General features: G+C 71.1%; 18 protein-coding genes. 12 read left to right on the top strand and 6 right to left on the bottom strand.

All coding sequences use genetic code 11. The features are described 5' to 3' along the window. Positions 1-168: 168 nt before the first annotated feature. From ACQHIV_RS26870 to ACQHIV_RS26860, 3 genes are read left to right on the top strand one after another with little or no spacing between them, the layout of a single operon-like run. Complete coding sequence (locus ACQHIV_RS26870; RefSeq protein ID WP_427886251.1) at positions 169-939, top strand: DUF4397 domain-containing protein; 771 nt, start codon at positions 169-171, stop codon at positions 937-939. Between the two features lie 32 nt (positions 940-971). Beyond that, the gene (locus tag ACQHIV_RS26865) at positions 972-1,568 is read left to right on the top strand and encodes a class F sortase (protein ID WP_427886249.1); all 597 of its coding nucleotides are present in this window, start codon (positions 972-974) and stop codon (positions 1,566-1,568) included. An 11-nt stretch (positions 1,569-1,579) separates the two neighbouring features. After that, complete coding sequence (locus tag ACQHIV_RS26860; protein WP_427886248.1) at positions 1,580-2,197, top strand: L-threonylcarbamoyladenylate synthase; 618 nt, start codon at positions 1,580-1,582, stop codon at positions 2,195-2,197. A 3-nt stretch (positions 2,198-2,200) separates the two neighbouring features. Here the strand turns inward: ACQHIV_RS26860 and ACQHIV_RS26855 are convergent, their stop codons facing one another. Beyond that, on the bottom strand, positions 2,201-2,848 hold the full coding sequence (locus ACQHIV_RS26855) for a nitroreductase family protein (RefSeq protein ID WP_427886247.1): 648 nt from the start codon (positions 2,846-2,848) through the stop codon (positions 2,201-2,203). Positions 2,849-2,903: 55 nt separating this feature from the next. Between ACQHIV_RS26855 and ACQHIV_RS26850 the strand changes: the two genes are divergently transcribed. After that, a complete protein-coding gene (locus ACQHIV_RS26850) occupies positions 2,904-3,551 on the top strand; it encodes a nitroreductase family protein (RefSeq protein WP_427886245.1) in 648 nt (215 codons plus the stop codon). 1 nt (position 3,552) lies between these two features. On the opposite strand, the gene ACQHIV_RS26845 is transcribed toward ACQHIV_RS26850, so the two are convergent. Next, entirely contained in the window at positions 3,553-6,675 is a 3,123-nt protein-coding gene (locus ACQHIV_RS26845) for a discoidin domain-containing protein (RefSeq protein WP_427886243.1), read from the bottom strand. A 40-nt stretch (positions 6,676-6,715) separates the two neighbouring features. Then, the gene (locus tag ACQHIV_RS26840; protein ID WP_427886242.1) at positions 6,716-7,216 is read right to left on the bottom strand and encodes a DNA polymerase ligase N-terminal domain-containing protein; all 501 of its coding nucleotides are present in this window, start codon (positions 7,214-7,216) and stop codon (positions 6,716-6,718) included. Positions 7,217-7,341: 125 nt separating this feature from the next. Between ACQHIV_RS26840 and ACQHIV_RS26835 the strand changes: the two genes are divergently transcribed. Then, a complete protein-coding gene (locus ACQHIV_RS26835; RefSeq protein WP_427886241.1) occupies positions 7,342-7,518 on the top strand; it encodes a hypothetical protein in 177 nt (58 codons plus the stop codon). A 22-nt stretch (positions 7,519-7,540) separates the two neighbouring features. On the opposite strand, the gene ACQHIV_RS26830 is transcribed toward ACQHIV_RS26835, so the two are convergent. Both ACQHIV_RS26830 and ACQHIV_RS26825 read right to left on the bottom strand, forming a co-directional pair. Further along, positions 7,541-8,602, bottom strand: coding sequence for a serine hydrolase domain-containing protein (locus tag ACQHIV_RS26830; protein WP_427886239.1), 1,062 nt, complete (start codon positions 8,600-8,602; stop codon positions 7,541-7,543). Between the two features lie 30 nt (positions 8,603-8,632). After that, positions 8,633-9,532 (bottom strand): TIGR03564 family F420-dependent LLM class oxidoreductase, encoded by a 900-nt coding sequence (locus ACQHIV_RS26825; protein ID WP_427886237.1) that lies wholly within the window; start codon positions 9,530-9,532, stop codon positions 8,633-8,635. Positions 9,533-9,609: 77 nt separating this feature from the next. Between ACQHIV_RS26825 and ACQHIV_RS26820 the strand changes: the two genes are divergently transcribed. The 7 genes from ACQHIV_RS26820 to ACQHIV_RS26790 all read left to right on the top strand — a co-directional run bounded on the left by ACQHIV_RS26820 (position 9,610) and on the right by ACQHIV_RS26790 (position 21,238). Further along, a complete protein-coding gene (locus tag ACQHIV_RS26820) occupies positions 9,610-10,464 on the top strand; it encodes a LysR family transcriptional regulator (protein ID WP_427886236.1) in 855 nt (284 codons plus the stop codon). Between the two features lie 287 nt (positions 10,465-10,751). Then, positions 10,752-13,415: an MFS transporter gene (locus ACQHIV_RS26815; protein ID WP_427886234.1), complete on the top strand. Its 2,664-nt coding sequence runs from the start codon at positions 10,752-10,754 to the stop codon at positions 13,413-13,415. Positions 13,416-13,898: 483 nt separating this feature from the next. Beyond that, positions 13,899-15,209, top strand: coding sequence for an SWIM zinc finger family protein (locus ACQHIV_RS26810; RefSeq protein ID WP_427886233.1), 1,311 nt, complete (start codon positions 13,899-13,901; stop codon positions 15,207-15,209). Continuing rightward, positions 15,206-16,852, top strand: a complete 1,647-nt coding sequence (locus ACQHIV_RS26805) for a DUF5691 domain-containing protein (protein ID WP_427886231.1) — start codon at positions 15,206-15,208, stop codon at positions 16,850-16,852. Before ACQHIV_RS26810 ends, ACQHIV_RS26805 begins: the two co-directional genes overlap by 4 nt. After that, on the top strand, positions 16,849-17,928 hold the full coding sequence (locus tag ACQHIV_RS26800) for an ATP-binding protein (protein ID WP_427886229.1): 1,080 nt from the start codon (positions 16,849-16,851) through the stop codon (positions 17,926-17,928). The genes ACQHIV_RS26805 and ACQHIV_RS26800 overlap by 4 nt, the downstream gene beginning before the upstream one ends. Continuing rightward, entirely contained in the window at positions 17,925-20,096 is a 2,172-nt protein-coding gene (locus ACQHIV_RS26795; RefSeq protein ID WP_427886227.1) for a DUF5682 family protein, read from the top strand. The genes ACQHIV_RS26800 and ACQHIV_RS26795 overlap by 4 nt, the downstream gene beginning before the upstream one ends. Then, complete coding sequence (locus ACQHIV_RS26790; protein ID WP_427886225.1) at positions 20,093-21,238, top strand: VWA domain-containing protein; 1,146 nt, start codon at positions 20,093-20,095, stop codon at positions 21,236-21,238. The genes ACQHIV_RS26795 and ACQHIV_RS26790 overlap by 4 nt, the downstream gene beginning before the upstream one ends. On the opposite strand, the gene ACQHIV_RS26785 is transcribed toward ACQHIV_RS26790, so the two are convergent. Further along, positions 21,231-21,815, bottom strand: a complete 585-nt coding sequence (locus ACQHIV_RS26785) for a TetR/AcrR family transcriptional regulator (RefSeq protein WP_427886224.1) — start codon at positions 21,813-21,815, stop codon at positions 21,231-21,233. The two genes, ACQHIV_RS26790 and ACQHIV_RS26785, sit on opposite strands and share 8 nt — an antisense overlap. Positions 21,816-21,842: the final 27 nt, after the last annotated feature.

The raw sequence follows: 21,842 nt of genomic DNA, 5'->3' as shown, positions 1-21,842 counted from the left end.
CCTGGTGGCCGGGTCGAAGTGGATTTAGGATACGCCCGAATTCGTGGGGGCGGGCAATTCCAGGAGGGGGAGAAAATGCATGGACGGGACGTGTCCGGGCAATCTCGGACAGTGCACAAAAGGGTATCGAGAATTCTGGGTCCGGTAATTCTGATACTGCTCTCGGTAGTGGTGGCGCGGCCGGCCGACGCGGCGGTCGGCGCCAACCTGTACTTCGTCCAGGGTCTGCCCGGGCAGACCCTGGACATCAGCGTGGACGGGCGTCAGGTGGCCACCGGTGTGGCCGGTGGGAAGCTGATCGGGCCGTTCGGGGTGGCGGCCGGGCAGCGGACGATCACCGCGAAACAGGGCGGTAAGACAGTGATTCAGCGTGCGGTCACGGCGGCGTCCGGGGCGAGTCTGGACGTGGTCATTCATCAGCCGGTGTCGCCGGGCGGCGCGCCTTTGATCACGACGTACGTGAACAAGTTGACCGGGGTCCCGAAGGACAAAGCCGGATTACGGGTCGCGCACGACGCGGCGGTCGGTCCGGCCGACATCCGGGTGAACGGAAAGGTACTTTTCCAGAACGTCGCGAACGGGGAATCACTCGACGTGGTCGTGCCGGCCGCGACGTACCAGGTGGAGATCGTGCCGACCGGCGCGACCTCGCCGGTCGTCCTCGGTCCGCTGGCGCTGCCGGTCAAGGCCGGGTACCTGACCCGGGTGTTCGCGATCGGTGCGCCGAGCCAGAAGACGATGACCGTCGCGCTCGGCACGATCAAGGTGCCGGCCACCGGGTCGGACAAGCCCACGGTGGTGAACACCGGCACCGGTGGACAGGCGGCAGCGCTCGACCAGGCGCAGAGCTCTGCCGGCCAGTCGGGGCTGTGGATCGTGGTGTTCCTCGCCGCGCTCGCGTTCGCCGTCGGTGCCGGCCGGAAAGCGGTCCGTCGCTGAAACGCCTCGGCATCGCGGTGTGCTGTCTCGCCTTGGCCGGCTGTTCGGTCGGGGCGAGCAGCGCTGCGCCGATACCGACGGCGACCTTCACCTTCCACACCACAGGTACGCCGCCGGCGACCGCGACGTCCGTACCGCCCGGACAGATCGGTACGCCGGCACCGAGCCAGCGCGTGCGGTTCGTGCCGCAGTTGGTGGTCCTGCCCGGCGGCAGTCACGCATCGGTGCTCACGGCAACGACCGTCGACGGGCTGCTCCAGGTGCCGGCGAAGGCGCAGAACGTCGGGTGGTGGGACGGCGGCGCCGAGGCCGGCGACCCGTACGGCTCGGTGGTGCTCGCCGGGCACGTCGACACGAAGACCGAGGGCCTCGGGTACTTCGCCCGGCTGCGCGACGTACGGCCGGGCGAGGTCGTCGTACTGCGGGGCTCCGGGCACACGGCGGCGTACCGGGTGGTGTCGGTCGCGGCGGTCCGGAAGGACGCGCTGGCGACGACGAGCGGGGCGTTCGACCAGACGGTGGACCACCGGCTGGTGCTGATCACCTGCACGGGGGCGTACGACGCGTCCCGCGGCGGATACCAGGACAATCTGGTGGTGACCGCCGTACCCACCGGCCCGGCGCAGTAGGCTCGACGGCCATGGCCAGGTATTTCGACATCCATCCCGAGAACCCTCAGCGGCGGTCGATCGGGCAGGTGGTGGACCTGCTGCGCGAGGACGGGCTGATCGCGTACCCGACCGACTCCTGTTACGCGCTCGGCTGCCAGCTCGGCAACCGGGACGGCATCGACCGGATCCGTACGATCCGGCACCTGGACGACCGGCACCACTTCACGCTGGTCTGTGAGAACTTCGCGCAGCTCGGGCAGTTCGTGCACATCAGCAACGCGGTGTTCCGCTCGATCAAGGCGGCCACGCCGGGCAGCTACACGTTCATCCTGCCGGCCACCAAGGAGGTCCCACGCCGGCTGCTGCACCCGAAGAAGAAGACCGTCGGCGTGCGGATCCCGGACCACGTCGTCACCCAGGCACTGGTCGCCGAACTCGGCGAGCCACTGGTCTCCAGCACGCTGCTGCTGCCCGGCCACGAGGAGCCGATGACGCAGGGCTGGGAGATCAAGGAAGAACTCGACAACCAGATCGACGCGGTCATCGAGGGCGAGGCCGGCACCGAACCGACCACCGTCGTCGACTTCTCCGACGACGTCCCCGAGGTCGTCCGGATCGGCGCCGGCGACCCGACGCCGTTCGAGTAGTACTTACCAGCGGTCCCAGTGCAGGACCTGGTCGCGCGGGACTCGCTTGGCCGGGCGGAAGTCGGTGCCGATCGTGAAGGCCAGCGGGATGAACGCGGCCAGCATGACCTCGTCGTACGGGACGCGGAGGATGCCGGCGAGTTCGCGTTCGAGCGGTCCCTGGGCGGTGGTCCAGACAGTGCCCAGGCCGCGCTCGCGGGCGGCGAGCATGAAGCTCCAGACGGCCGGAAGGATCGAACCCCAGGTCCCCGCTTGAACGGTCGCCGGCGCGCGGTCGGTCCGCCCCTCCACGGCCGGGATCACGAACGCCGGCACCCGGTGGATGTTGTCGACCAGGTACCGCAGGCTGTCGAACACCCGCTCCGTCGACCGGGCGTGATGGTTCATCCGCCGTACGTCGTCCGCGCTCAACGGCTGCCCCGGCGCCTGCGCGACGGCCCGCCGGAAGATGTCCGCGACGGCCCGGCGCTGGGCGTCCTCGGTGACGACCAGGAAGTGCCAGCGCTGCCGGTTCCGCCCGGTCGGTGCCTGGGTGGCGAGGTCGACGCACTCCTCGATGAGCTTGCGCGGAACCGGCCGGTTGAGGTCGAGCCGTTTCCGCACGGCGCGGGTGGTGGACAGCACCTCGTCGGCGGATAGGTTCAGGGCCATCGGTAAACCATCCTTTAATAGATAGTCTGTTTTGGAACTACTGTAGACTGTCCGGGTGGCTTACACACTCGATCTCAGTCCCGACGAGCTGCTCACCACGACGCGGACGGTGCGGAAGCGGCTCGATCTCGGGCGGGCGGTGCCGATGGAGGTGATCCGGGAGTGTCTGGAGATCGCGCTGCAGGCACCGTCGGGGAGTAATCGGCAGACGTGGCACTGGGTGGTGATCACGGATGCGGAGAAGCGGGCCGCGGTAGGTGAGTACTACCGGCGGGCCGTCGAGCAGTACCTGGCGGGTCCGGGGGCGGCCGGGAAGCTGCATGCGGAGGATCCGGAGCGGGGTCCCGTGCAGCGGCGGGTGGGGGACAGCGTGGCCTACCTGGGGGAGCGGATGGGGCAGGTTCCCGTGCTGGTCATGCCGTGTCTGCAGGCGAAGAACCTGCCGGCGGGAAACCAGTCAGGACTGTGGGGCTCGATCCTGCCGTCTGCGTGGAGCTTCATGCTCGCCGCCCGCGCTCGCGGTCTGGGTACGGCGTGGACGACGCTGCACCTCACGTACGAGCAGGAGGTGCAGGAGCTGCTCGGGCTGCCGGAGGACATCCGGCAGACCGTGCTGATCCCGACCGCGTACTCGATCGGGACCAGCTTCAAGCCCGCACCACGTCAGCCGCTGGACGACGTACTGCACATCGACGGCTGGTGAGTCACCGCACCTCCAGCTCCGCCAGCTGCATCCGGTAACCGCCCTCGCCGTCCGGCCGCAGCTGGGTCCCGCGGACCTGCACGTACCGCGCCGTCCGAACCGGGAAGGTGTGGACCACCGGAGCCGAGCCCGGCTGTACCGCACCGCTGACCGTGGCGGCGGCCGTCCAGGTCACACCGTCCAGCGACGTCTCCACGGTGTAGTCGATCGGGAACCCCTGACCCGTGCTCGCCCCGTCCGACCGCCCGTACAGGTCGACCCGGCTGATCAGGCTCGGCCCGCCGAGGTCGACCCGGACCGACTGCGCCGACCCGGCCGGGACCGACTCGCTCGTCCAGCCCATCGTGTTCCACAGCCGCGACTGCCGCGCGCCGTCGGTCAGGTTGGCCCGCAGCCAGCCCTCGTTCGGGTACTCCGAGGACGTCGACGAGCTCACCGCCCGCCCGGCCGCGAGGTTCCCGCCCGCGACCTCCACCTCGGCGAACTGCATCCGGGTCGCCCCGAACGGATCCGGGCTCAGCCGCGACCCGGTCACCCGCACGTACCGCACATCCCGCGCCGTGAAGGGCACGGTCTGTACGCCGCTCGGCCGCGCCTGGTCCTTCCGGTCCGCGACCGTGGTCCAGGTGGACCCGTCCGCCGACACCTCGACCGTGTAGTCGACCGGGAACCCGGCGCCGAGGTTGCCGCCGTCCGTCCGCGGATACAGGTCGACCCGGCCGATCGACCGGACGGCGCCCAGGTCCAGGTTGAACACGGCGCTCGGACCCACGTCGCTCGTCCACCCCATCGACGACGCGTCCGACGTACGCCGGCCGTCCACCGCGGCGGCCGGGCTCCAGCCGTCCCGGTCGTACGTCGAGGAGACGGTCACCGCGGCGCCTTCGGCCGGGTTCACGTCCGGGTTGACCCGGACGTTGTCGAAGGCAACGTTCACGCCGCCGCTGGCAAGGCCGAACCCGCCCGCGGTGAAGGACGGGTCGGTCACGGACAGCACCTGCGTGGTGCCGACGTACACCGTGATTCGGGACCCGCGCGCGATCACGCGGAGCCGGTTCCACTGGCCCTTGACGTAGGGTGCCGCGGCGGCGGCGAGGGTCTTGCCGCCGCGGTAGACGAAGACCTCGCCGTTGTTCCGCTGGGCGACCAGGTACCCGGTGTCGAAGTCGGTCGGGTTCAGGTTGCGGATCACCATCCCGGCCCAGTTCGTGTCGCCGCCGGTCGCGTTGACGCCGCGGATCTGCAGGTCGACGGAGGCCGCGACATCGCCGTACGCGCGTGCCTCGAGGCCCGCCACGTAGTCCCACTGGGACGTGTCGGTCTGGGTGAGTGCGCCGCCGGAGACGGACCAGGTCCCGCCCTTCGGTTGCCAGGACTGCGAGCCGTTCGCGAAGTCGTCGGCGTACGGATAGACCTGGTCCGGGCCGCCGGCCGCGAGTGCGTCGAGGACCTGGCGGTGGACGGTGTCCGAGGCGACGCCGGACTTGTCGGCGGTGAAGGAGTTGGTGATCAGCGAGTTCGCGAGGGCCTTCGCCAGGACGGGCTTGGTCGCCGCGAGCTGGGTGAACAGCTCGTAGTCCTCGATCCCGTCGAGCTGGGCCTCGCTGCGGATGCTGTCGTACAGGTCGTACGCCGCCTTGTTCGGCCGGACCAGGTACGCGTCGCCGGTCTGGGCGCCGTCGAAGGTGTCGATCGGGGTGTCGTTGCCGCCGTACCAGTAGTTCCAGCCCCAGTGCAGGTAGCCGACCGCGCCGGTCTTCCAGGCCAGCAGCGGGGTCAGCCGGGTGCTGTCGAGGTACGACATCAGGAAGCGGTTCAGGTACGTGCCGCGCGGGACCGTGCAGTTGTAGAGCCAGAGCTCCTTGCCGTTGAGCTTGTCGGTCTGGAAGTAGCCCGCGTTCTTCTCGTACAGGTCCATCAGCGGGGTGTTCGCGGTGACGGTCGCGGGCGGGTTCATGATCGAGAGCTGGGCCTCGTTCAGCCGAGGGTTCGGGAAGTGCTTGCGGTAGATGGCGTACATCCAGTTCGCCGCGTCCCGGTCGGCGCCGATGGTGGTCTCGTCGTTCGCGCTCATGTAGAAGATGTCGGTCAGCCCGAGTTGGTCCAGATGTTGCTTGAGCGCGGCGAAGAGCTTGTCCAGGTACGCCGTGGCCTCGGGCGTCCCGGTCGGTACCGGGACCATCTGGGTGGACCCGTCGGCGGCGCGCTGCAGCATCTCAAGTTGCGGGCCGTGACCCGAACCGCTCGCGTTCAGCAGGTGCGGTGTGTGGATCCACTGCAGGGCGCCGGCGTCCTGGTAGATCTTGACGAAACGATCGAACGACTGCCACCCGAAGCTGTAGTTGCCTGCGGCATCGATCGTGGTGTTCGGGATCAGCAGTGCCTGGAAGTCGGCGAACACCACGTTGTTCCGGTGCTTGGCGTGGTCGCGCGCCATCGCGGTGATCACCCGCCACCAGTTCTCGTCGTACATCCGCACGCCGTACTGCAGTGGGATCGCCTTGATCGTGCCGGTGTAGTCCCAGCCCGCTGACGTTGTCCAGTTGTTCATCCGGAACGTCGACCGGTCGGTCGGCGGGATCGTCGACGGGTAGACCGTGACCCGGACCGGTACGACGGTGTTCCCGGCGCTGCTCTGGACGGTCGCGGACCCGGTGTAGACGCCGGGGGCCGCGCCGGCCGGGACGTGGACGCTGTAGTGGTACGGCTGGGTGACGTTCGCGGTCAGGGTCCGGGGCGTGTTCTCGACGAGCGCGTCGTAGTACGCCGAACCGGTGCCCTGGATCTCGACGCCGGCGCCGATCGGGACGACGTTCGGGTGCAGGTACTCGCGGCGGACCGTGATGTCGGTCAGCGTCGCGCCACCCGGGCCGGTGAGCGGGGTGGTCGCGATCGACACGTTCTGGACGGCGGCCGTGGGGCGGATCGCGACCTGGGCGGCCTCGGTCTCGTTGCGGGCGGCGTACAGGTCGATCGTCGTCGGCGCGTTGTTGGGGCGGGCGTCGTACGGGAAGAGGCGGTCGGACGCGTTGTGGGTCCAGACCGTGGGCGGCTCGGCGCGGGCCGGGAGTGGGAGCAGGGCGGCCAGCAGTACGCCGGACAGTAGGGCGGCAGGCGTGCGCATCGGTGTCCTCCGGGGCGGTGAGGATTTACGCACGAGTGTCTCAGGAGGCGGCCATTTCCTCTATGGTCAGACCACTCAGCACCGAGCGCGGTTCGGTGACGGTGAGGTCGACGGCGGGGTCGGCGTCGGCGTCCTTCACCTTGACCAGCAGCCAGTCGCCGCCGGTCCGGGTGAACGCCCAGGCGCCGTTCAGCTTCACGCCGTGCAGTTGCACTTTCAAGTGCCCGCGCTCGATCGCCTCGGCCGGATCGACGAGTTGGTGCCGGTCGTCGCGGGTCAGGTTCGTGTAGACGCCGGCGTCCCAGACGATCACCGCACCGCTGCCGTACTGCGCCTCCCGGTGCACGCCCTCGTACGACGCGTACTCGAGGTCGTGGTCCGACGTGAAGACCGCGAGCCGCTTCACGATCGGATCCAACGACGGCCCGCGCGGCACGGCCCATGACTTCAGCACCCCGTCCACCTCCAGCCGTACGTCGTAATGCAGCCGCCTGGCGTCGTGCAGTTGCACTACGAAGATGGGCCGGGGCGATCCAGACATGAGGCTCCGTACGATTTCGAGTTACCGCTAACGGTCTGTCATCCTGCGGTTGTAGGCTTGCGTCTGGTTGGGAAACCAGCCCCCAAACCTCCTCCATCATCCGCCCCTGTCCAGAAGCAGGTGCCATGCCCGTAGCCCCCTCACCGGCGCGGCCGATCGCCGTTCAGATCCTGATCGGCGGCCGCTGGATCGCCGGCCAGGAGCTGGGTCGCCGGACCGGGACGGCCGGGACCGACGAGATCCTCGTCAGTCACCACGGCCATCTCGTCTGGGTCGACTCCAGCTCCGTCCGCGAAAGCTGATTTCCCTTACCTTAAAGGGTTTTCAGCAAAGAGTTTTCGCAACCAGGTTGCCGATCTCGACCGCCGACGGCGAGCCCGTCGGGTCGAACAGGACCCTGGTCAGCGCGAACGTGACGCCTGTGCGGGTGTCCGCCCAGGCGACGCTCCCACCCATGCCGGGCCAGCCGAACGACGCGGGACTCTCCTCCGCCGTCGATCCGAGCCGCCCGATCGCGTAGCCGAGCGCCATCGTCGCGGGGTTGCCCAGCAGCTCGTCCGGCATCGTCACGGAGGGTCCGGTGATCACCGGTACCGACTCGGGCCGGACCAGCCGGACACCGTCGACCTCGCCGATCAGGCCGGCGTACAGCTTGGCGATCCCGCGGGCGTTCAGGACTCCGCTGGACGGGTCCTCGACCGCGAGGTTCTCCGGCTGGTTGAGGTACGCCGCCCGCGGCATCGCCGACGGCGGCATCACCTTGGCGAACAGCTCGCCCAGCATCGCGAACATCGGGTCCGCGCCCGCGGGCTCCACCAGCGTCACGAGGCGGTCCCGGTGCGCGGCGGGCAGCCCGAAGAACACGTCCCCGGCGATCCCGAGCGGCTCGGCGATCTCTCGCAGTACCTCGGTGATCGTCCGGCCGGTCGCGCGCCGGACGATCTCGCCGACCAGCAGGCCGAACGTCTCCGCGTGGTACGTCAGCTTCGTCCCCGGCTCCCACCACGGCTCGGCGGCCGCCAGGTACTCCGTCTTGCTCAGCAGCGTCTCGCGGGTGGTGTCCGGCGGCAGCGCGGGCAGGCCGACGGTGTGCGTCAGCACGTGCCGCAGCGTCGCCTTCTCCTTCCCGTGCGCGCCGAACTCGGGCCAGAGCTCCACGATCGGCCGGTCGTAGTCGAGGACGCCCCGGTCCACCAGCACGTTCGCGACCGTCGCGGACGCGCCCTTGCCGGTGGACGCGGCGTAGAACAACGAGTCCGGGCGTACGCCGTCGCCGGCCACCGCGTCCACGACCAGCTCGCCGTGCCGGTACGCCGCCACCTGGATCCCGAGGTCCGTCTCCACCAGCTCGTCGATCCGCTGCTGCACTGCACTCTGAAGGTCCATACAGGTACGTCGTAGCACGGACCGCTCGCTTTACACGTAGTCGAGGGCGAACCTGACCGTGCGCTCGATCTCCACGTCGGTACCCACCGGGCAGAACAGGAACTCCGTCGTACCGGCGTCCTTGTACTGCTGCAGCTGCTTCGCCACCGAGGCCTCGTCGCCGACGACCGCGGTGTCCTCCGGCCCGGCGTTGCCGCCGCGGTCGAGCACCGCGCGGTACGCCGGCATCGAACCGGCGGCGCCGTAGTGGTCGCGGATCCAGGCGCGGGTCGCGTCCGGGTCGTCGGTGACCGCGACACAGGCGCCCGCGACGACCTGCGGTGCGGGCCGGCCCGCGGCGGCCGCGGCCCGGTCGATCGTGGGGCGGATGAAGTCCTCGATCACGTTCGGCGTCGCCCAGCTGGTCGTCGTACCGGCGGTCAGTTCGCCGGCGGTCCGCAGCATCCGCGGGCCGAGGGCGGCCAGGATGAGCTCGGGCGCCGCGGTGCCGGGGACGGTGACCTGGCCGCGGGCGGTCAGCCGTTCACCCGCGTAGTCGGTCGGCGCGCCGGTGAGCAGCGGGCCGAGGGCCTCGACGTACTCGCGCACGTACGCCGCGGGGCGGTCCATCGAGAGGCCGAGCATGCCCTCGACCATGTGCGGGTGGCTCGAGCCGACGCCGAGCGTGAGCCGGTTGCCGATCAGCGCCTGCACGCTGAGCGCCTGCGCCGCGAGCGCGAGCGGATGCCGCGGATACACCGGCACCACGCCGACGGCGTACCCGACGGTGCTCGTGTACGGCGCGACGCCCGCGATCAGCGTCAGCGCGTCCCAGCCGAGCCGCTGGCTGAACCAGATCCGGTCGATGCCGGCGTCCTCGGCGGCCTTCGCGGCGGCGCCGAGCTCGGCGACCGTCCTGCCCTCTTCGTCGATCCACAGTCCGATCCTCATGTCTGTAGTCAACGGGTGGCGAGGCCGCCGACCCAGACGCAGTTACGCTGTACAGCGATAAGGAGTCGTGATCGCCGATGGAGCTGCGGCAGCTGCGGTACTTCGTCACGGTCGCCGAGGAACTGCACTTCGGCCGCGCCGCCGAGCGGCTGAACATCGTCCAGCCCGCGGTCAGCCAGCAGGTCGCCCGCCTCGAACGCGAACTCGGCCTGCGACTCCTCGACCGCTCCTCCCGCCACGTCCGCCTCACCGGCGACGGCGAACGCATGCTCCGCGAGGCCCGCGCCGTCCTCGCCGCCGCCGACCAGGCCACCGAGGTCGCCGCCTCCCTCGCCGCGGGCATGTCAGGCACCCTCCGCATCGGCACCGCCCCCGGCCTCCGCCACCGCCTCGAACGAGGCCTCGCCACCCTCCGCGCGCGAACGCCGGATCTCGCCGTCCAACTCAGTTCCGGGACTACGGCTGAGTACCTGACCGCGCTGCGTTCGGGGGAGCTGGACATCGCGTTCGTCCGCGGAGAGGTCGCGGCCGCCGACGTACAGGTGACCGAACTGTGGCGCGACCCGCTCTCGGTGCTGGTACCAACCGCCTACCGTGCGGACGACGGGGTGAAGCTGATCGACCTGGCGGACCTCCCGCTCCGCCTGCCGGCCGACGACCTGTGGCTGCGCGACCACCTGCCGGCCGCGTGCCGGGAGGCTGGATTCGAGCCGGTGCTCGGGCGGCCGATCGAGGACTTCGAGGCGGCGGTCGTGGAGATGTCGACCGGCGCGCCGGCGTGGACGGTGGTGTACGGAACGGCGTGTGAAGCTGCCGAAGGTGCTTTGTGGATGGGACCGTTCAGCCCGCCCAGGACTGCCCCGGGGAACCTGCTGACCTTGGCCGGCCGGTCGGGCGAGTGCTTGGCGCGGTTGGTCGCGGCGTTCGGTTGAGAAGGTCTCCGGCGGGCCCTGACAGCTCCGCCGGAGACCGGTGTGTTGAGTACTCAACAAGCACCGGATCGTACGGGGCATTCCGGGTTTCGAGGAGGGCCCGTCTCATAATTCATCCGACAACCGTTTGATGGCTCCCGGTGAACAGTTGCTGACGGCGCGGGATTAAAGTTGGTAGTTGCAACCAAATATCGGGCTGGGTGAGGGCAACGCCGGCCGTTTCCGCCTCGGAGCAGTGCACCCCACTGCCCCGGTCGTCGCGTTCCCGCCGTACGAAACGGAAGCTGATGTCTGCCACCCAGACCGAGCCGGCCACCGCCGGTCACCCCACCTATCGCTCGCGGTACGCCGAGCCCCAGCGCGCACCGGCCGCCGCACCGCCACCACCGCCGTCGGCCGGTGATCCCGAGCTCACGCACCGGGAGATCCTCGAGATCCTCGCCGGGTTGCTCGCGGCGCTGTTCACCGCGGTGCTCAGCTCGACGATCGTCAGCAACGCGCTGCCGACGATCATCGCGGACCTCGAAGGGACCCAGACGCAGTACACCTGGGTGGTCACCGCCAGCCTGCTCGCGATGACCGTGGCCACACCGGTCTGGGGCAAGCTGTCCGACCTGGTCAGCAAGAAGCTGCTGGTGCAGCTCGCCATCGTCATGTTCGTGGTCGGCTCGATGCTCGCCGGCGCCTCCCAGACCGTGCCGTTCCTGATCGGCGCGCGGGTCCTCCAGGGGCTCGGGATGGGCGGGTTGATGGCGCTCGCGCAGGCGATCATCGGCGCCGCGATCCCGCCCCGCAACCGCGGCCGGTACTCCGGGTACATGGGTGCCGTGATGGCGCTCGCGACCGTGTCCGGCCCGCTCGTCGGCGGCGTCATCGTCGACACCTCGTGGCTGGGCTGGCGCTGGTGCTTCTACGTCTGCGTGCCGCTTGCCGTGGTGTCGCTGATCGTGCTGCAGAAGTTCCTGCACCTGCCGCTGGTGAAACGTCGCGTCCGGATGGACTACCTCGGAGCCGTCCTGATCGCGGGCGCCGCCAGCCTGCCGCTGATCTGGGTGTCGTTCGCGGGCGAACACTTCCCGTGGTGGTCGTGGCAGACCGGTGCCTACCTCGGCGGTACGGCGGTGCTCGCGATCCTTGCCGTGGTGGTCGAGACCCGCGCTGCCGAACCGCTGGTGCCGGTCCGGGTCGTCCGCGAGCGGACCACGGCGCTGGCGATCCTGGCGAGCCTCTCGGTGGGGATCGCGATGTTCGGCAGCGCGGTGTTCCTCGGGCAGTACTTCCAGGTCGCCCGCGGGTACAGCGCCACCGAGGCGGGACTGCTGACGATCCCGATGATGTTCGGGTCGTTCCTCGGGTCGGTCGGGTCCGGGCAGCTGATCACCCGGTTCGGCAAGTGGAAGCGGTACCTGGTGATCGGCGGACTGTGCCTGACGGCCGGGCTCGGCGTACTCGGGACGATCGACCACGAGTCGCCGTACTGGTACGTCGGCATCGGCATGCTCGCGATGGGCATCGGCATGGGGATGACCATGCAGAACCTGGTACTCGCGGTGCAGAACACCGTCGACGTCAGCGAGGTCGGGGCTGCCTCGGCGACCGTGACGTTCTTCCGGAGCCTCGGCGGTGCGGTCGGGGTGTCGGTGCTCGGGGCGGTGCTGGCGACGCGGGTGACGAAGCTGATCACCGAGCACCTGCGCGAGCTCGGCCCGGGCGCGGCCGCGGCGGCGCAGGGTGGATCGGGAAGCGTGCTGGACGTGAACTCGCTGCCGGCACCGGTGCAGGCGATCGTGCGGCACGCGTACGGCGATGCCACCGGGCGGATCTTCGTGATCGCTGCGGGGGCTGCCGTGGTGAGTTTGCTGGCGGTGCTGTTCATCCGGGAGGTGCCGCTTCGGCGTACCGTCGCGATGGGTTCTGCCGCTGCTCCGTCGGAGGAGGGTGCTGTGCGGGAGACCGTTCCGGATGATCCTGCCGAGCGGGCCGCCGTGGTGGCGCTGGACGTGATCACGTCGGCGGAACGTACGGCGCGGGAACGCGAACGCGAGGCCAGCGAACGGGTCCAGGCGGCGGCGACCACGATCCGGCAGATGCGGACCGATGTCGCGGACCTGTTCACCCGCGTCGACCAGCAGATCGCGGCCCTCGAGAACACCCTCCCCGACGCGGAGGTCCCGCCGGCCGCGGCCGCCATCCTCGACTCCCAACGGCCCGCCGGCGAACTCGTCGACGAACTCCGCCGCTACGAACTGAGCGTCCTCAGCGCCAGCCAGCGAACAGCAGACCACCTCCGCGAAACGGCCCGCACCGACGCCGAATCGGTCCGCACCACCGCGCAGACCGACGCCGAAAGCCTCCGCGCAACGGCCCAGGCCGAAGCCGACAACCTCCGCACCACGGCCCGCACCGAGGCCAACAACCTCCTCACCGAGGCCCGAGCCGAAGAACAGGAGATCCGCACCCGCATCACCGACCTCGAGGCCGTCGAACGCCGCCTCCTGACCACCATCCGCGACGGCCTCTCCAACACCCCCACCCCATCCCCATCCCCCACCCAACCCACCACCACCGCTCGCGCTGCATCTATGGCTACCACCGCACCCCTCGCACCCGCGGCGCCGCCTGCTACCACCGCGCCCGCCGCACAGCCGGTACCCGCGGGACCCGCCGCGCCCGCGCCCACCGCCGCGCCGGCGGCCACCAGCCCGTCCGCCGCACCGGCGGCCACCAGCCCGTCCGCCGCACCGGCGGCTACCGCACCACCCGCGCGTCTGGCGCCGGAACCGACTCACCCGGATGAGCACCCCACCCACGCGGCTCCCGCGCCGCAGCCGACTCACCCGGATGAGCACCCCACCTACGCGGCCCCCGGCACCCACCAGACCCACGCTCCCACCCACACCACCGGCAACGGCTACCCGGAGGAACACCAGCACCGCCAACCGTTCGGCTGAGACGAGGTGCGGACCTGAGGGCCATCACAATCCGTCCCCCGACCGGCCCGTGAGGCGGGCCGGCCGCTCGCCGGGTCGATTGTGATGGCCTGGCGATCCGCCACCTGGGGCCGGTTGCCGGGGTTGGTCAGGTGGACGGACCGGCCCGCCTTTCCACCCACCCGGCGTGTCGGGGGTGGCGTGGGCTGACCGGCCGGTCCTTCCGCCCGCGTAGCGGTTGTCGGGCGACGTGACCACCACCGCGAACGCCGTCCAGCCGGGTGGTCGGGTGGGCTGACCGGCCTGTCTTCCATCCCAGCCTGCAGGTGTCGGGGGTGGGGAGGGGCCCGTCTTCCACCCACCCTGCGTGTGTCGGGCTGGGGACTGACCGGGCCGTCTGCTGCGCCCACCCCGCGGGTGTCGGGCTGGGGACTGACGGGCCGTCTGCTCCACCCACCCCGCAGGTGTCGGGGGTCGGTGGGAGGATTTGGGGGACGGGTTCTGGTGAGGAGTGGTGTGGGGTTGTGGGACGTGGAGCAGGTGCTGGGGCTGGCGTCTGATGCTGCGTCTGCTAAGGCTGGGCAGGGGCTTGGCCGGCGGGAGAAGTGGACGGGGGCCGGAGCGTCGGAGCGGGCGGTCTGGGGGTTGTGTCAGGGGAGCGGGAAGCAGCCGTACCAGACAGCCGTCGAGCTTGCGGGTCCGGCGTACAAGTGCTCCTGTCCGTCCCGGAAGTTTCCGTGCAAGCACGCGCTCGGGCTAATGCTGCTGCTGGCCAAGGGTGAGCTGTCCCCGGCGGATGAGCCCGACTGGGTGACGAGCTGGCTCGACCAGCGGGCCGAGCGTGCCGAGCGGGTGGAGCGGAAGCCGGGCGAGGTCGCGGACCCCATCGCCGCCCAGGAGCGTGCCGCCCGGCGTGCGGAGCGGGTGTCTGCCGGCCTCGCGGAGCTGGCCGGCTGGCTGGACGACCAGGTACGGCAGGGCCTCGGCGGTTTCGACCAGCGCGCGTACGGCGAACTCAACCGCCTCGCCGCCCGCATGGTCGACGCCCAGGCCCCGGGAGTCGCCGGGGCAGTACGCCGAGCCGCCGGCGTCGTCGGACGCGGCCACGGCTGGCCGGGCGAACTCCTCGAGGAGCTCTCGCTGATCCACCTGATCGTCGCCGCCCACGCCCGCCTCGCCGACCTCCCGCCGTCGCTCGCCGACACCGTCCAGTCGCGGATCGGCTGGCCGACCGAGACCGCCCGCGTACGGCTGGAGGGCGAGCAGGTCCAGGACGACTGGCTGCTGCTCGGCCGCGTGATCGAACCCGACGACCGGCTCACCGTCCGCCGCGTGTGGTTGCGCGGGGCAACGACCGGCCGGATCGGGCTGATCCTCACGTACGCCGCCGCGGGCCGCCCGCTCGACCCGCTGCCGGCGCGTCCGGGCGAGTACGTCCCGGGCACGCTCGCGTTCTACCCGGGCGCCCTCCCGATGCGCGCGATCCTCACCCAGACCGACCAACGCCAGCAGGCACCACGCCCGCACGGGCACACGGTCCAGCAGGCGTTGACGTCGTACGTCGAATCGCTCGCCGCTGACCCGTGGAACGAACGCTGGCCGCTGGTGCTGCACGACGTACGCCCGGCCCGGAACGGCGACGGGTGGGCGCTCGTGGACGAAGCCGGCGACGGGCTGGAGGTCCTGCCGGGCTGGGACCCGCTGAAGGTGCTCGCGGTCTCGGCCGGGGATCCGATCACGGTCGCCGCCGAGTGGAACCGGGCCGGTCTGCGCCCGATGACGTGCTGGCGCGACGATCGGCCGGTGACGCTGTGAAGGGGTGGGACGGGCTGGTCAGCTCGGTGCTGCTGGGGACCGATCGGCGGCCGGCGAACTTCGACGAACTGCCTGAGTACGTGCGGGAGCGGCTGGGCGACGGCGGGCTGCTGGATGCGGCTGCGCTGGCGACTGTGTACAAGCGGGCCGGGCGGAAGCCGTTGCGGGAGTTGACGCCGGTGGAGCCGGCCGGCGGTGAGGATCGGCCGTTGCCGCGGGCGGCGGCGGTACGGCGGTTGGCGGCGATGCTGGGCGGGTTCCAGACGGTGGTGTTGGGCGAGTGGCTGCGTACGGCGGACGCGAACGGGTGGGGTGTGCCGCCGGAGCAGCTGCCGGCGTTGGCCGACTTTGCGCGGAACCGGGCCGAGTACCGGCCGTTGGTGATCACGGCGGCCGGGCGGCGGGCGCGATGGCTCGCGGAGCTCAACCCCGAGTGGCGGTTCCTGCAGGCGGTCGATGCTGAGGGCAACGATCCGGGGCTGTGGACGCACGGGAACGCGGTCCAGCGGCGGGCGTGGTTGCTGGGGCTGCGGCGCCGGGATCCGTCGGCGGCGCGGGAGGACCTCGCGGAGGTGTGGCCGAACGAGTCGGCTGCTACGCGGGCCGACTTCCTCGGGTTGTTCGCCGAGGGGTTGTCGCTGGCGGACGAGGAGTTCCTGGAGACGGGCCTGGACGATCGGTCGCGGGAGGTACGGCGGGTGGCAGCGCGGCTGTTGGCGCGGTTGCCGGGGGCGCGGTACGGCGTACGGATGAGTGAGCGGTTGCATGCGCAGCTGGTGGAGTCGCAGGGGGTGCTGGCGGTCGACCTGCCGCGGAGCCTGACCGCGTCGATGGAGCGCGACGGGCTCGACTCGGCCAACCCGGAGGGGATCGGGAAGCGCGCCTGGTGGTTCCACCAGATCGTCGCCAACACACCCCTCAGCACCATGGACCTCGCCTGGCTGAAGCTCCCCGTCGAGGGCTGCGCCCCGGAAGTCCTCCAGTCAGCTTGGACGGAGGCCGCAATCCGCGAGGGCGCTGCGCGCCCGCCCGCCGCCCCGGGCGAGGCGCCCGGCGCGGGCGGTGGGATGGTCCCGCCACGCGGAGGTATCACCGCACGCGGGACCACCACCGGGGTGGCCGGCGACGCCGGGCCGGCGGGCGGGCCTGGATCGGGTGCTGCGCCCGGCAGGGCCGGGGGTAGCGACGCAGCCGGCGAAGCCGGGGTGGGCAGGACGGGGGGCGCAGCCGGGGTGGGGGAGGTTGGCGGCGCGGAGTTGGCGAGTCGGTGGGCGCGCGAGTTGTTGCTTGGGAATGCCCACACTGGTAGCCGGAATCCGGCTGAGCTCCTGCGCTTGTTGCCCGCTGAGGAGTGGGCTCAGTCGGTGAATGCGCTGCGGAACACGGTGGATGTGGCTGAGTTGGTGGGTGGGTTGCCGGTGCCGTGGCCTGCGGAGTTGGGGAGGATGGTGCTGGATCAGCTCGGCAAGGTGGGCACGAACCGGGCGTGGGCGCGGCTTGCGAGTATTGCGGCGCGGGCGGTGCCGCCCGACGTACTGGACCATCCGATCACCCGCGACCCGAGCGGCGACGAGGACACCTGGCGCCGCCGGCTCGTCGAGACCCTGACCTTCCGCCGTGAAATGTACGAGGAGCTGACATGACCGAGGTTCTCCGCCCGCACGCGGAAGTCGAGTACGCCGACGAACTGCGGGCACTGCGCGCCGCCGACGACAAGCCGCGCCCGCCGGCCTGGCAACTCTCGCCCGGCGCGGTCGTCACCTACCTCCTCGGCGGCAAGGCGGGCAGCACCGAGATCTCCCCGAAGTACGTCGGCCCGCGCCGCCTCGTCGAGGTCGCCGTCGCCACCCTTGCGACCGACCGCGCTCTCCTGCTCCTCGGCGTACCGGGCACCGCGAAGACCTGGGTCAGCGAACACCTGGCCGCAGCGGTCTCCGGCGACTCCACGCTCCTCGTCCAAGGTACGGCGGGCACCGCCGAGGAAGCCATCCGGTACGGCTGGAACTACGCCCAGCTGATTGCCCAAGGCCCCAGTGAGGCCGCGCTGGTGCCGAGCCCGGTGCAGCGCGCGATGACCGAGGCGAAGATCGCCCGGATCGAGGAACTGACCCGGATGCCGTCCGACGTGCAGGACGCGCTGATCACGATCCTGTCCGAGAAGACGCTGCCGATCGCGGAGCTGGCCACCGAGGTCCAGGCCCGCAAGGGGTTCAACGTCATTGCCACCGCCAACGACCGGGACAAGGGCGTCAACGAGCTGTCGAGCGCACTCCGCCGCCGGTTCAACACCGTCGTACTGCCGCTGCCCGACTCGGCCGAGGACGAGGTGGAGATCGTGTCCCGGCGGGTCGCGCAACTCGGGTCCGCGCTCGAGCTTCCGCAGCCGGACGACGCGCTGGAGGAGATCCGCCGGGTGGTGACGATCTTCCGCGAGCTCCGGTCCGGGCGGACCGAGGACGGCCGGACCGCGGTCAAGTCGCCGTCGGGCACGCTGTCGACCGCGGAGGCGATCAGCGTGGTCACCGGCGGTCTCGCCCTCGCCGCGCATTTCGGTGACGGCGTACTGCGGCCGACCGACGTCGCGGGCGGCATCCTCGGCGCGGTCGTCAAGGACCCGTCGGCGGATCGGGTGGTGTGGTCGGAGTACCTGGAGACCGTCGTCCGTGAGCGCGACGACTGGGCGCCGTTCTACCGGGCCTGCCGAGAGATCTCCGGATGACCGTTCATCTACTGGGGATCCGGCACCACGGACCCGGGTCGGCCCGGGCGGTGGCGGGCGCGCTGGCGGAGCTGCGCCCGGACGTGGTGCTGATCGAGGGGCCGCCCGAGGCGGACAAGATCGTCGAGTTGGCGGCGTCCGAGGAGATGGAGCCGCCGGTCGCGTTGCTCGCGTATGCGGTGGACGATTCGACCCGGGCGGCGTTCTGGCCGTTTGCCGTGTTCAGCCCGGAGTGGCAGGCGATCCGCTACGGGCTGGCGGCGGGTGTCCCGGTGCGGTTCTGCGATCTGCCGGCCGCGCAGCAGTTCGCCTCGTCGGGCGGGCGGTCCGCGGCGGCGATGGATCCCCTGGCGACGCTGGCCGCGGCCGGTGGGTACGACGACCCGGAACGCTGGTGGGACGACGTGATCGAGTCGCGGCGGGACGGCGCCGAGCCGTTCACGGTGATCGCGGACGCGATGCGCGAACTGCGCCACGGCGAGGAGGCGGTGGGGCGGGAGGCGCAGCGCGAGGCGTACATGCGGACCGTGCTGCGGAAGGCCCAGAAGGAGGGCTTCGAGCGGATCGCGGTCGTCTGCGGCGCCTGGCACGTCCCCGCGCTCGAACTTCCGTTGCCCCCGGCAACACACGACCAGCGCATCCTGAAAGGCCTGCCGAAACGCAAGATCGCCTGCACGTGGGTGCCGTGGACGCACGGCCGGCTGGCCGCGACCAGCGGGTACGGCGCCGGTATCACGTCACCGGGCTGGTACCACCACCTGTTCACGGCGCCCGACCAGATCACCGCCCGCTGGCTGTCGAAGGTCGCCCAGGTACTGCGTGACGAGGACCTGCCGGTGTCCAGCGCGCACGTGATCGAGGCCGTCCGCCTCGCCGACACGCTGGCCGCCCTGCGCGAACGTCCGCTCGCGGGCCTCAGCGAAGTCACCGAGGCCACGCGGGCCGTGCTCTGCGGCGGGAACGACGTACTGCTGGATCTCGTCACGCGGGAAGCGGTCGTCGGTGAACTGCTCGGGTCGGTGCCGGGCGCGACGCCGCAGGCGCCGGTCGCGGCGGACTTTGCGGCGCAGGTACGGCGCTTACGGATGAAGCGGGACGCGGCCGAGCGCGTGATCGAGCTGGACCTGCGGAAGCCGAACGACCTGGAGAAGTCGAGGCTCCTGCACCGGTTGCGGATTCTCGGCGTCCATTGGGGGGTGCCGGCCACGGACGAGCGCCGCGCGCAGGGGACGTTCCGCGAGATGTGGCGGCTCGCGTGGGACCCGGGGCTCGAGGTGGAGCTCGTCGCCGCGGGCGCGCACGGTACGACGGTGCTCGACGCGGCGACGACCGTGATGCTGAAGGCGGCCGACTCGACCACGCTGGCGGACGTCACGGCCGCGCTGGAGAAGTCGCTGCTCGCCGACCTCGCGGATGCGCTGCCGCCGCTGCTGCGGGGCATCGACACCCGCGCCGCGGCCGACGCCGACGTGGGCCACCTGATGGCGGCGCTGCCGTCGCTGGCACGCGCTTCGCGGTACGGCGACGTCCGCGGGACCGATACGGCCGGGCTGGCGGCGGTCGCGGGGCGGATGGTGTCGCGCGTGTGCGCGGGCCTGGCGCGGACGGTCCACGGGCTCGATCCGGAGGCCGCTTCCGCCGTACAGGAGCTGATCGACGGGGTGCAGGACGCGACGGCATTGCTGGCAGAGGACGTCCGGGCCGAGTGGCTGAACACCCTGCAGGGGCTGAGCGATCGGGCTTCGGTGCCGCCGTTGATCCGGGGGCGGTTGACGCGGCTGATGCTGGACACGTCGCGGTTGCCGGACGGAGAGGTCGCGCTGCGGCTCGGCCGGTCGTTGTCGCCCGGTACGCCGACGGCGGACGCGGCCGGGTACGTCGAGGGATTCCTGGCCGGTGGCGGGTTGCTGCTGGTGCACGACGAGCGGCTGCTCGCGCTGGTGGACGCGTGGCTGGGCGGGATCCCGGACGACGCGTTCCTGGAGGTGCTGCCGTTGCTGCGGCGTACGTTCGGGACGTTCGCGGCGCCGGAGCGGCGGACGATCGGGTCCCGCGCACGGGTGCTGAGCGATCCGTCCACGGTGGTCGTTGCCGATGACAACGAGCTGGACGCCGAACTGGCCGCGACCGCGCTGCCGGTGGTGGCGCAGCTGCTGGGAGTCTCATGAACGAGCGACTACGCCGCTGGCGGCTCGTCCTGGGCGCGGAGGCGGAGGAGGAGACGGGCACGACGCTGTCGAAGGCCGACCAGTCCGTCGATGCCGCGCTGGCCGCGCTGTACGACGCGGCCGAGGGCGGCGCGGGTACGCAGCGGGCCGCCGGGCTAGGGTCGTCGGCGCCACGGGTGGCGCGCTGGCTCGGGGACATCCGGCAGTACTTCCCGAGCACCGTCGTACAGGTGATGCAGCGGGACGCGGTCGAGCGGCTCGGGATCACCCGGATGCTGATGGAGCCGGAGCTGCTCGGCGCGGTCGAGCCCGACGTACACCTGGTGTCCACGCTGCTCGCGCTCAACGAGGTGATGCCGGAGGAGACCAAGCAGACCGCGCGCGAGGTCGTCGGGCGGGTCGTCGCCGAACTGGAGGCGCGGCTCGCGGAGCGGACCCGCGCGGCGGTGACGGGCGCGCTCGACCGGGCCGGCCGGACGTCGCGGCCGCGGCACTCGGACATCGACTGGGACCGGACGATCCGGGCGAACCTCAAGCATTTCTCGCCCTCGCTCGGGACGATCGTGCCGGACCGGCTCGTCGGGTACGCGCGCCGCAACCACAGCGTGCAGCGCGACATCGTGCTGGCAATCGACCAGTCCGGGTCGATGGCGGAGTCGGTCGTCTACGCGTCGCTGTTCGGCGCGGTGCTCGGCTCGATCCGGACGCTGCGCACGTCGCTCGTGGTGTTCGACACCGCGGTCGTGGATCTGACCGATCAGGTGGAGGACCCGGTCGACGTACTGTTCGGGACGCAGTTGGGCGGCGGTACGGACATCAACCGGGCGCTCGCGTACTGCGAGGACCTGGTCACGAAGCCCGCGGAGACGGTGCTGGTGCTGATCTCCGACCTGTACGAGGGCGGCGTACGCGAGGAACTGCTGCGGCGGGCGCGGTCCCTGGTGGAGTCCGGCGTACAGGTGATCGCGCTGCTGGCGCTCGCGGACTCCGGCACCCCGTCGTACGACGCCGAGAACGCCGCGGCGCTGGCCGACCTCGGCGTACCGGCGTTCGCGTGTACGCCGGACCAGTTCCCGGACCTGATGGCGGCGGCGATCCGGCACGAGGACATCACCACCTGGGCAGCAACCAACATCACCTGAGGGCGTCACGCAGGAGGGCGCGGGCCGAGTCGCGCATCAGGGCCGCGGCCTCGGAACGCGACAGGCCGGCGATGTCGGTGAGCCAGACGAAGGACTCGATGCCGGTCGCGGACCGGATCGCGACCGCCAGCCGACGGACGTCGAGATCGGGACGGCTGTCGCGCAGCGGGGTGAGCGCGTCTTCGATCCAGCCGATCGCCCGGCCGCCGCGCAGTACCGGCTGCTCGGCGTCCGGTTCGAGGGACAGCCGCAGCTGGGTGCGGAGTTGTGGCTCCCAGTCGAGCGTGATCCGGGTGAATTCGGCCATCACGGCGTCGAGCCGCTCCTCGGGGCCGGCCGGGGCGGCATCGTCCAGCAGGCTCTTGGCCTGGATCTCGGGGTGGGCCGCGAGCAGGAGCGCGCGCTGGTTCGGGAAGTACCGGTAGGCGGTCGTCCGGGAGATCCCTGCCTCGCCGGCCGCGTCCGCGACACTCGGCGACGCGCCCCGGGCGAGAAGGGCCCGGGCGGCGGCGACCAACGCGTCCCTTGTTCGCAGCTTCTGCCGGTGCCGACCAGTGGCTTCATATGGGACGGTCATGCCATCATGGTACTCACGTACCACGAA

This window comes from Kribbella polygonati, from assembly GCF_050320105.1.
GTDB lineage: Bacteria > Actinomycetota > Actinomycetes > Propionibacteriales > Kribbellaceae > Kribbella.
This window is presented reverse-complemented; position numbering and strand designations above follow the sequence as displayed.

What these genes read in the sequence shown, in the direction of transcription:
- ACQHIV_RS26860 (WP_427886248.1), top strand. Translation starts at nt 1,580, where the DNA reads ATGGCCAGGTATTTCGACATCCATCCCGAGAACCCTCAGCGGCGGTCG.
- ACQHIV_RS26855 (WP_427886247.1), bottom strand. Translation starts at nt 2,848, where the DNA reads ATGGCCCTGAACCTATCCGCCGACGAGGTGCTGTCCACCACCCGCGCC.
- ACQHIV_RS26845 (WP_427886243.1), bottom strand. Translation starts at nt 6,675, where the DNA reads ATGCGCACGCCTGCCGCCCTACTGTCCGGCGTACTGCTGGCCGCCCTG.
- ACQHIV_RS26840 (WP_427886242.1), bottom strand. Translation starts at nt 7,216, where the DNA reads ATGTCTGGATCGCCCCGGCCCATCTTCGTAGTGCAACTGCACGACGCC.
- ACQHIV_RS26835 (WP_427886241.1), top strand. Translation starts at nt 7,342, where the DNA reads ATGCCCGTAGCCCCCTCACCGGCGCGGCCGATCGCCGTTCAGATCCTG.
- ACQHIV_RS26830 (WP_427886239.1), bottom strand. Translation starts at nt 8,602, where the DNA reads ATGGACCTTCAGAGTGCAGTGCAGCAGCGGATCGACGAGCTGGTGGAG.
- ACQHIV_RS26825 (WP_427886237.1), bottom strand. Translation starts at nt 9,532, where the DNA reads ATGAGGATCGGACTGTGGATCGACGAAGAGGGCAGGACGGTCGCCGAG.
- ACQHIV_RS26820 (WP_427886236.1), top strand. Translation starts at nt 9,610, where the DNA reads ATGGAGCTGCGGCAGCTGCGGTACTTCGTCACGGTCGCCGAGGAACTG.
- ACQHIV_RS26815 (WP_427886234.1), top strand. Translation starts at nt 10,752, where the DNA reads ATGTCTGCCACCCAGACCGAGCCGGCCACCGCCGGTCACCCCACCTAT.
- ACQHIV_RS26800 (WP_427886229.1), top strand. Translation starts at nt 16,849, where the DNA reads ATGACCGAGGTTCTCCGCCCGCACGCGGAAGTCGAGTACGCCGACGAA.
- ACQHIV_RS26795 (WP_427886227.1), top strand. Translation starts at nt 17,925, where the DNA reads ATGACCGTTCATCTACTGGGGATCCGGCACCACGGACCCGGGTCGGCC.
- ACQHIV_RS26790 (WP_427886225.1), top strand. Translation starts at nt 20,093, where the DNA reads ATGAACGAGCGACTACGCCGCTGGCGGCTCGTCCTGGGCGCGGAGGCG.
- ACQHIV_RS26785 (WP_427886224.1), bottom strand. Translation starts at nt 21,815, where the DNA reads ATGACCGTCCCATATGAAGCCACTGGTCGGCACCGGCAGAAGCTGCGA.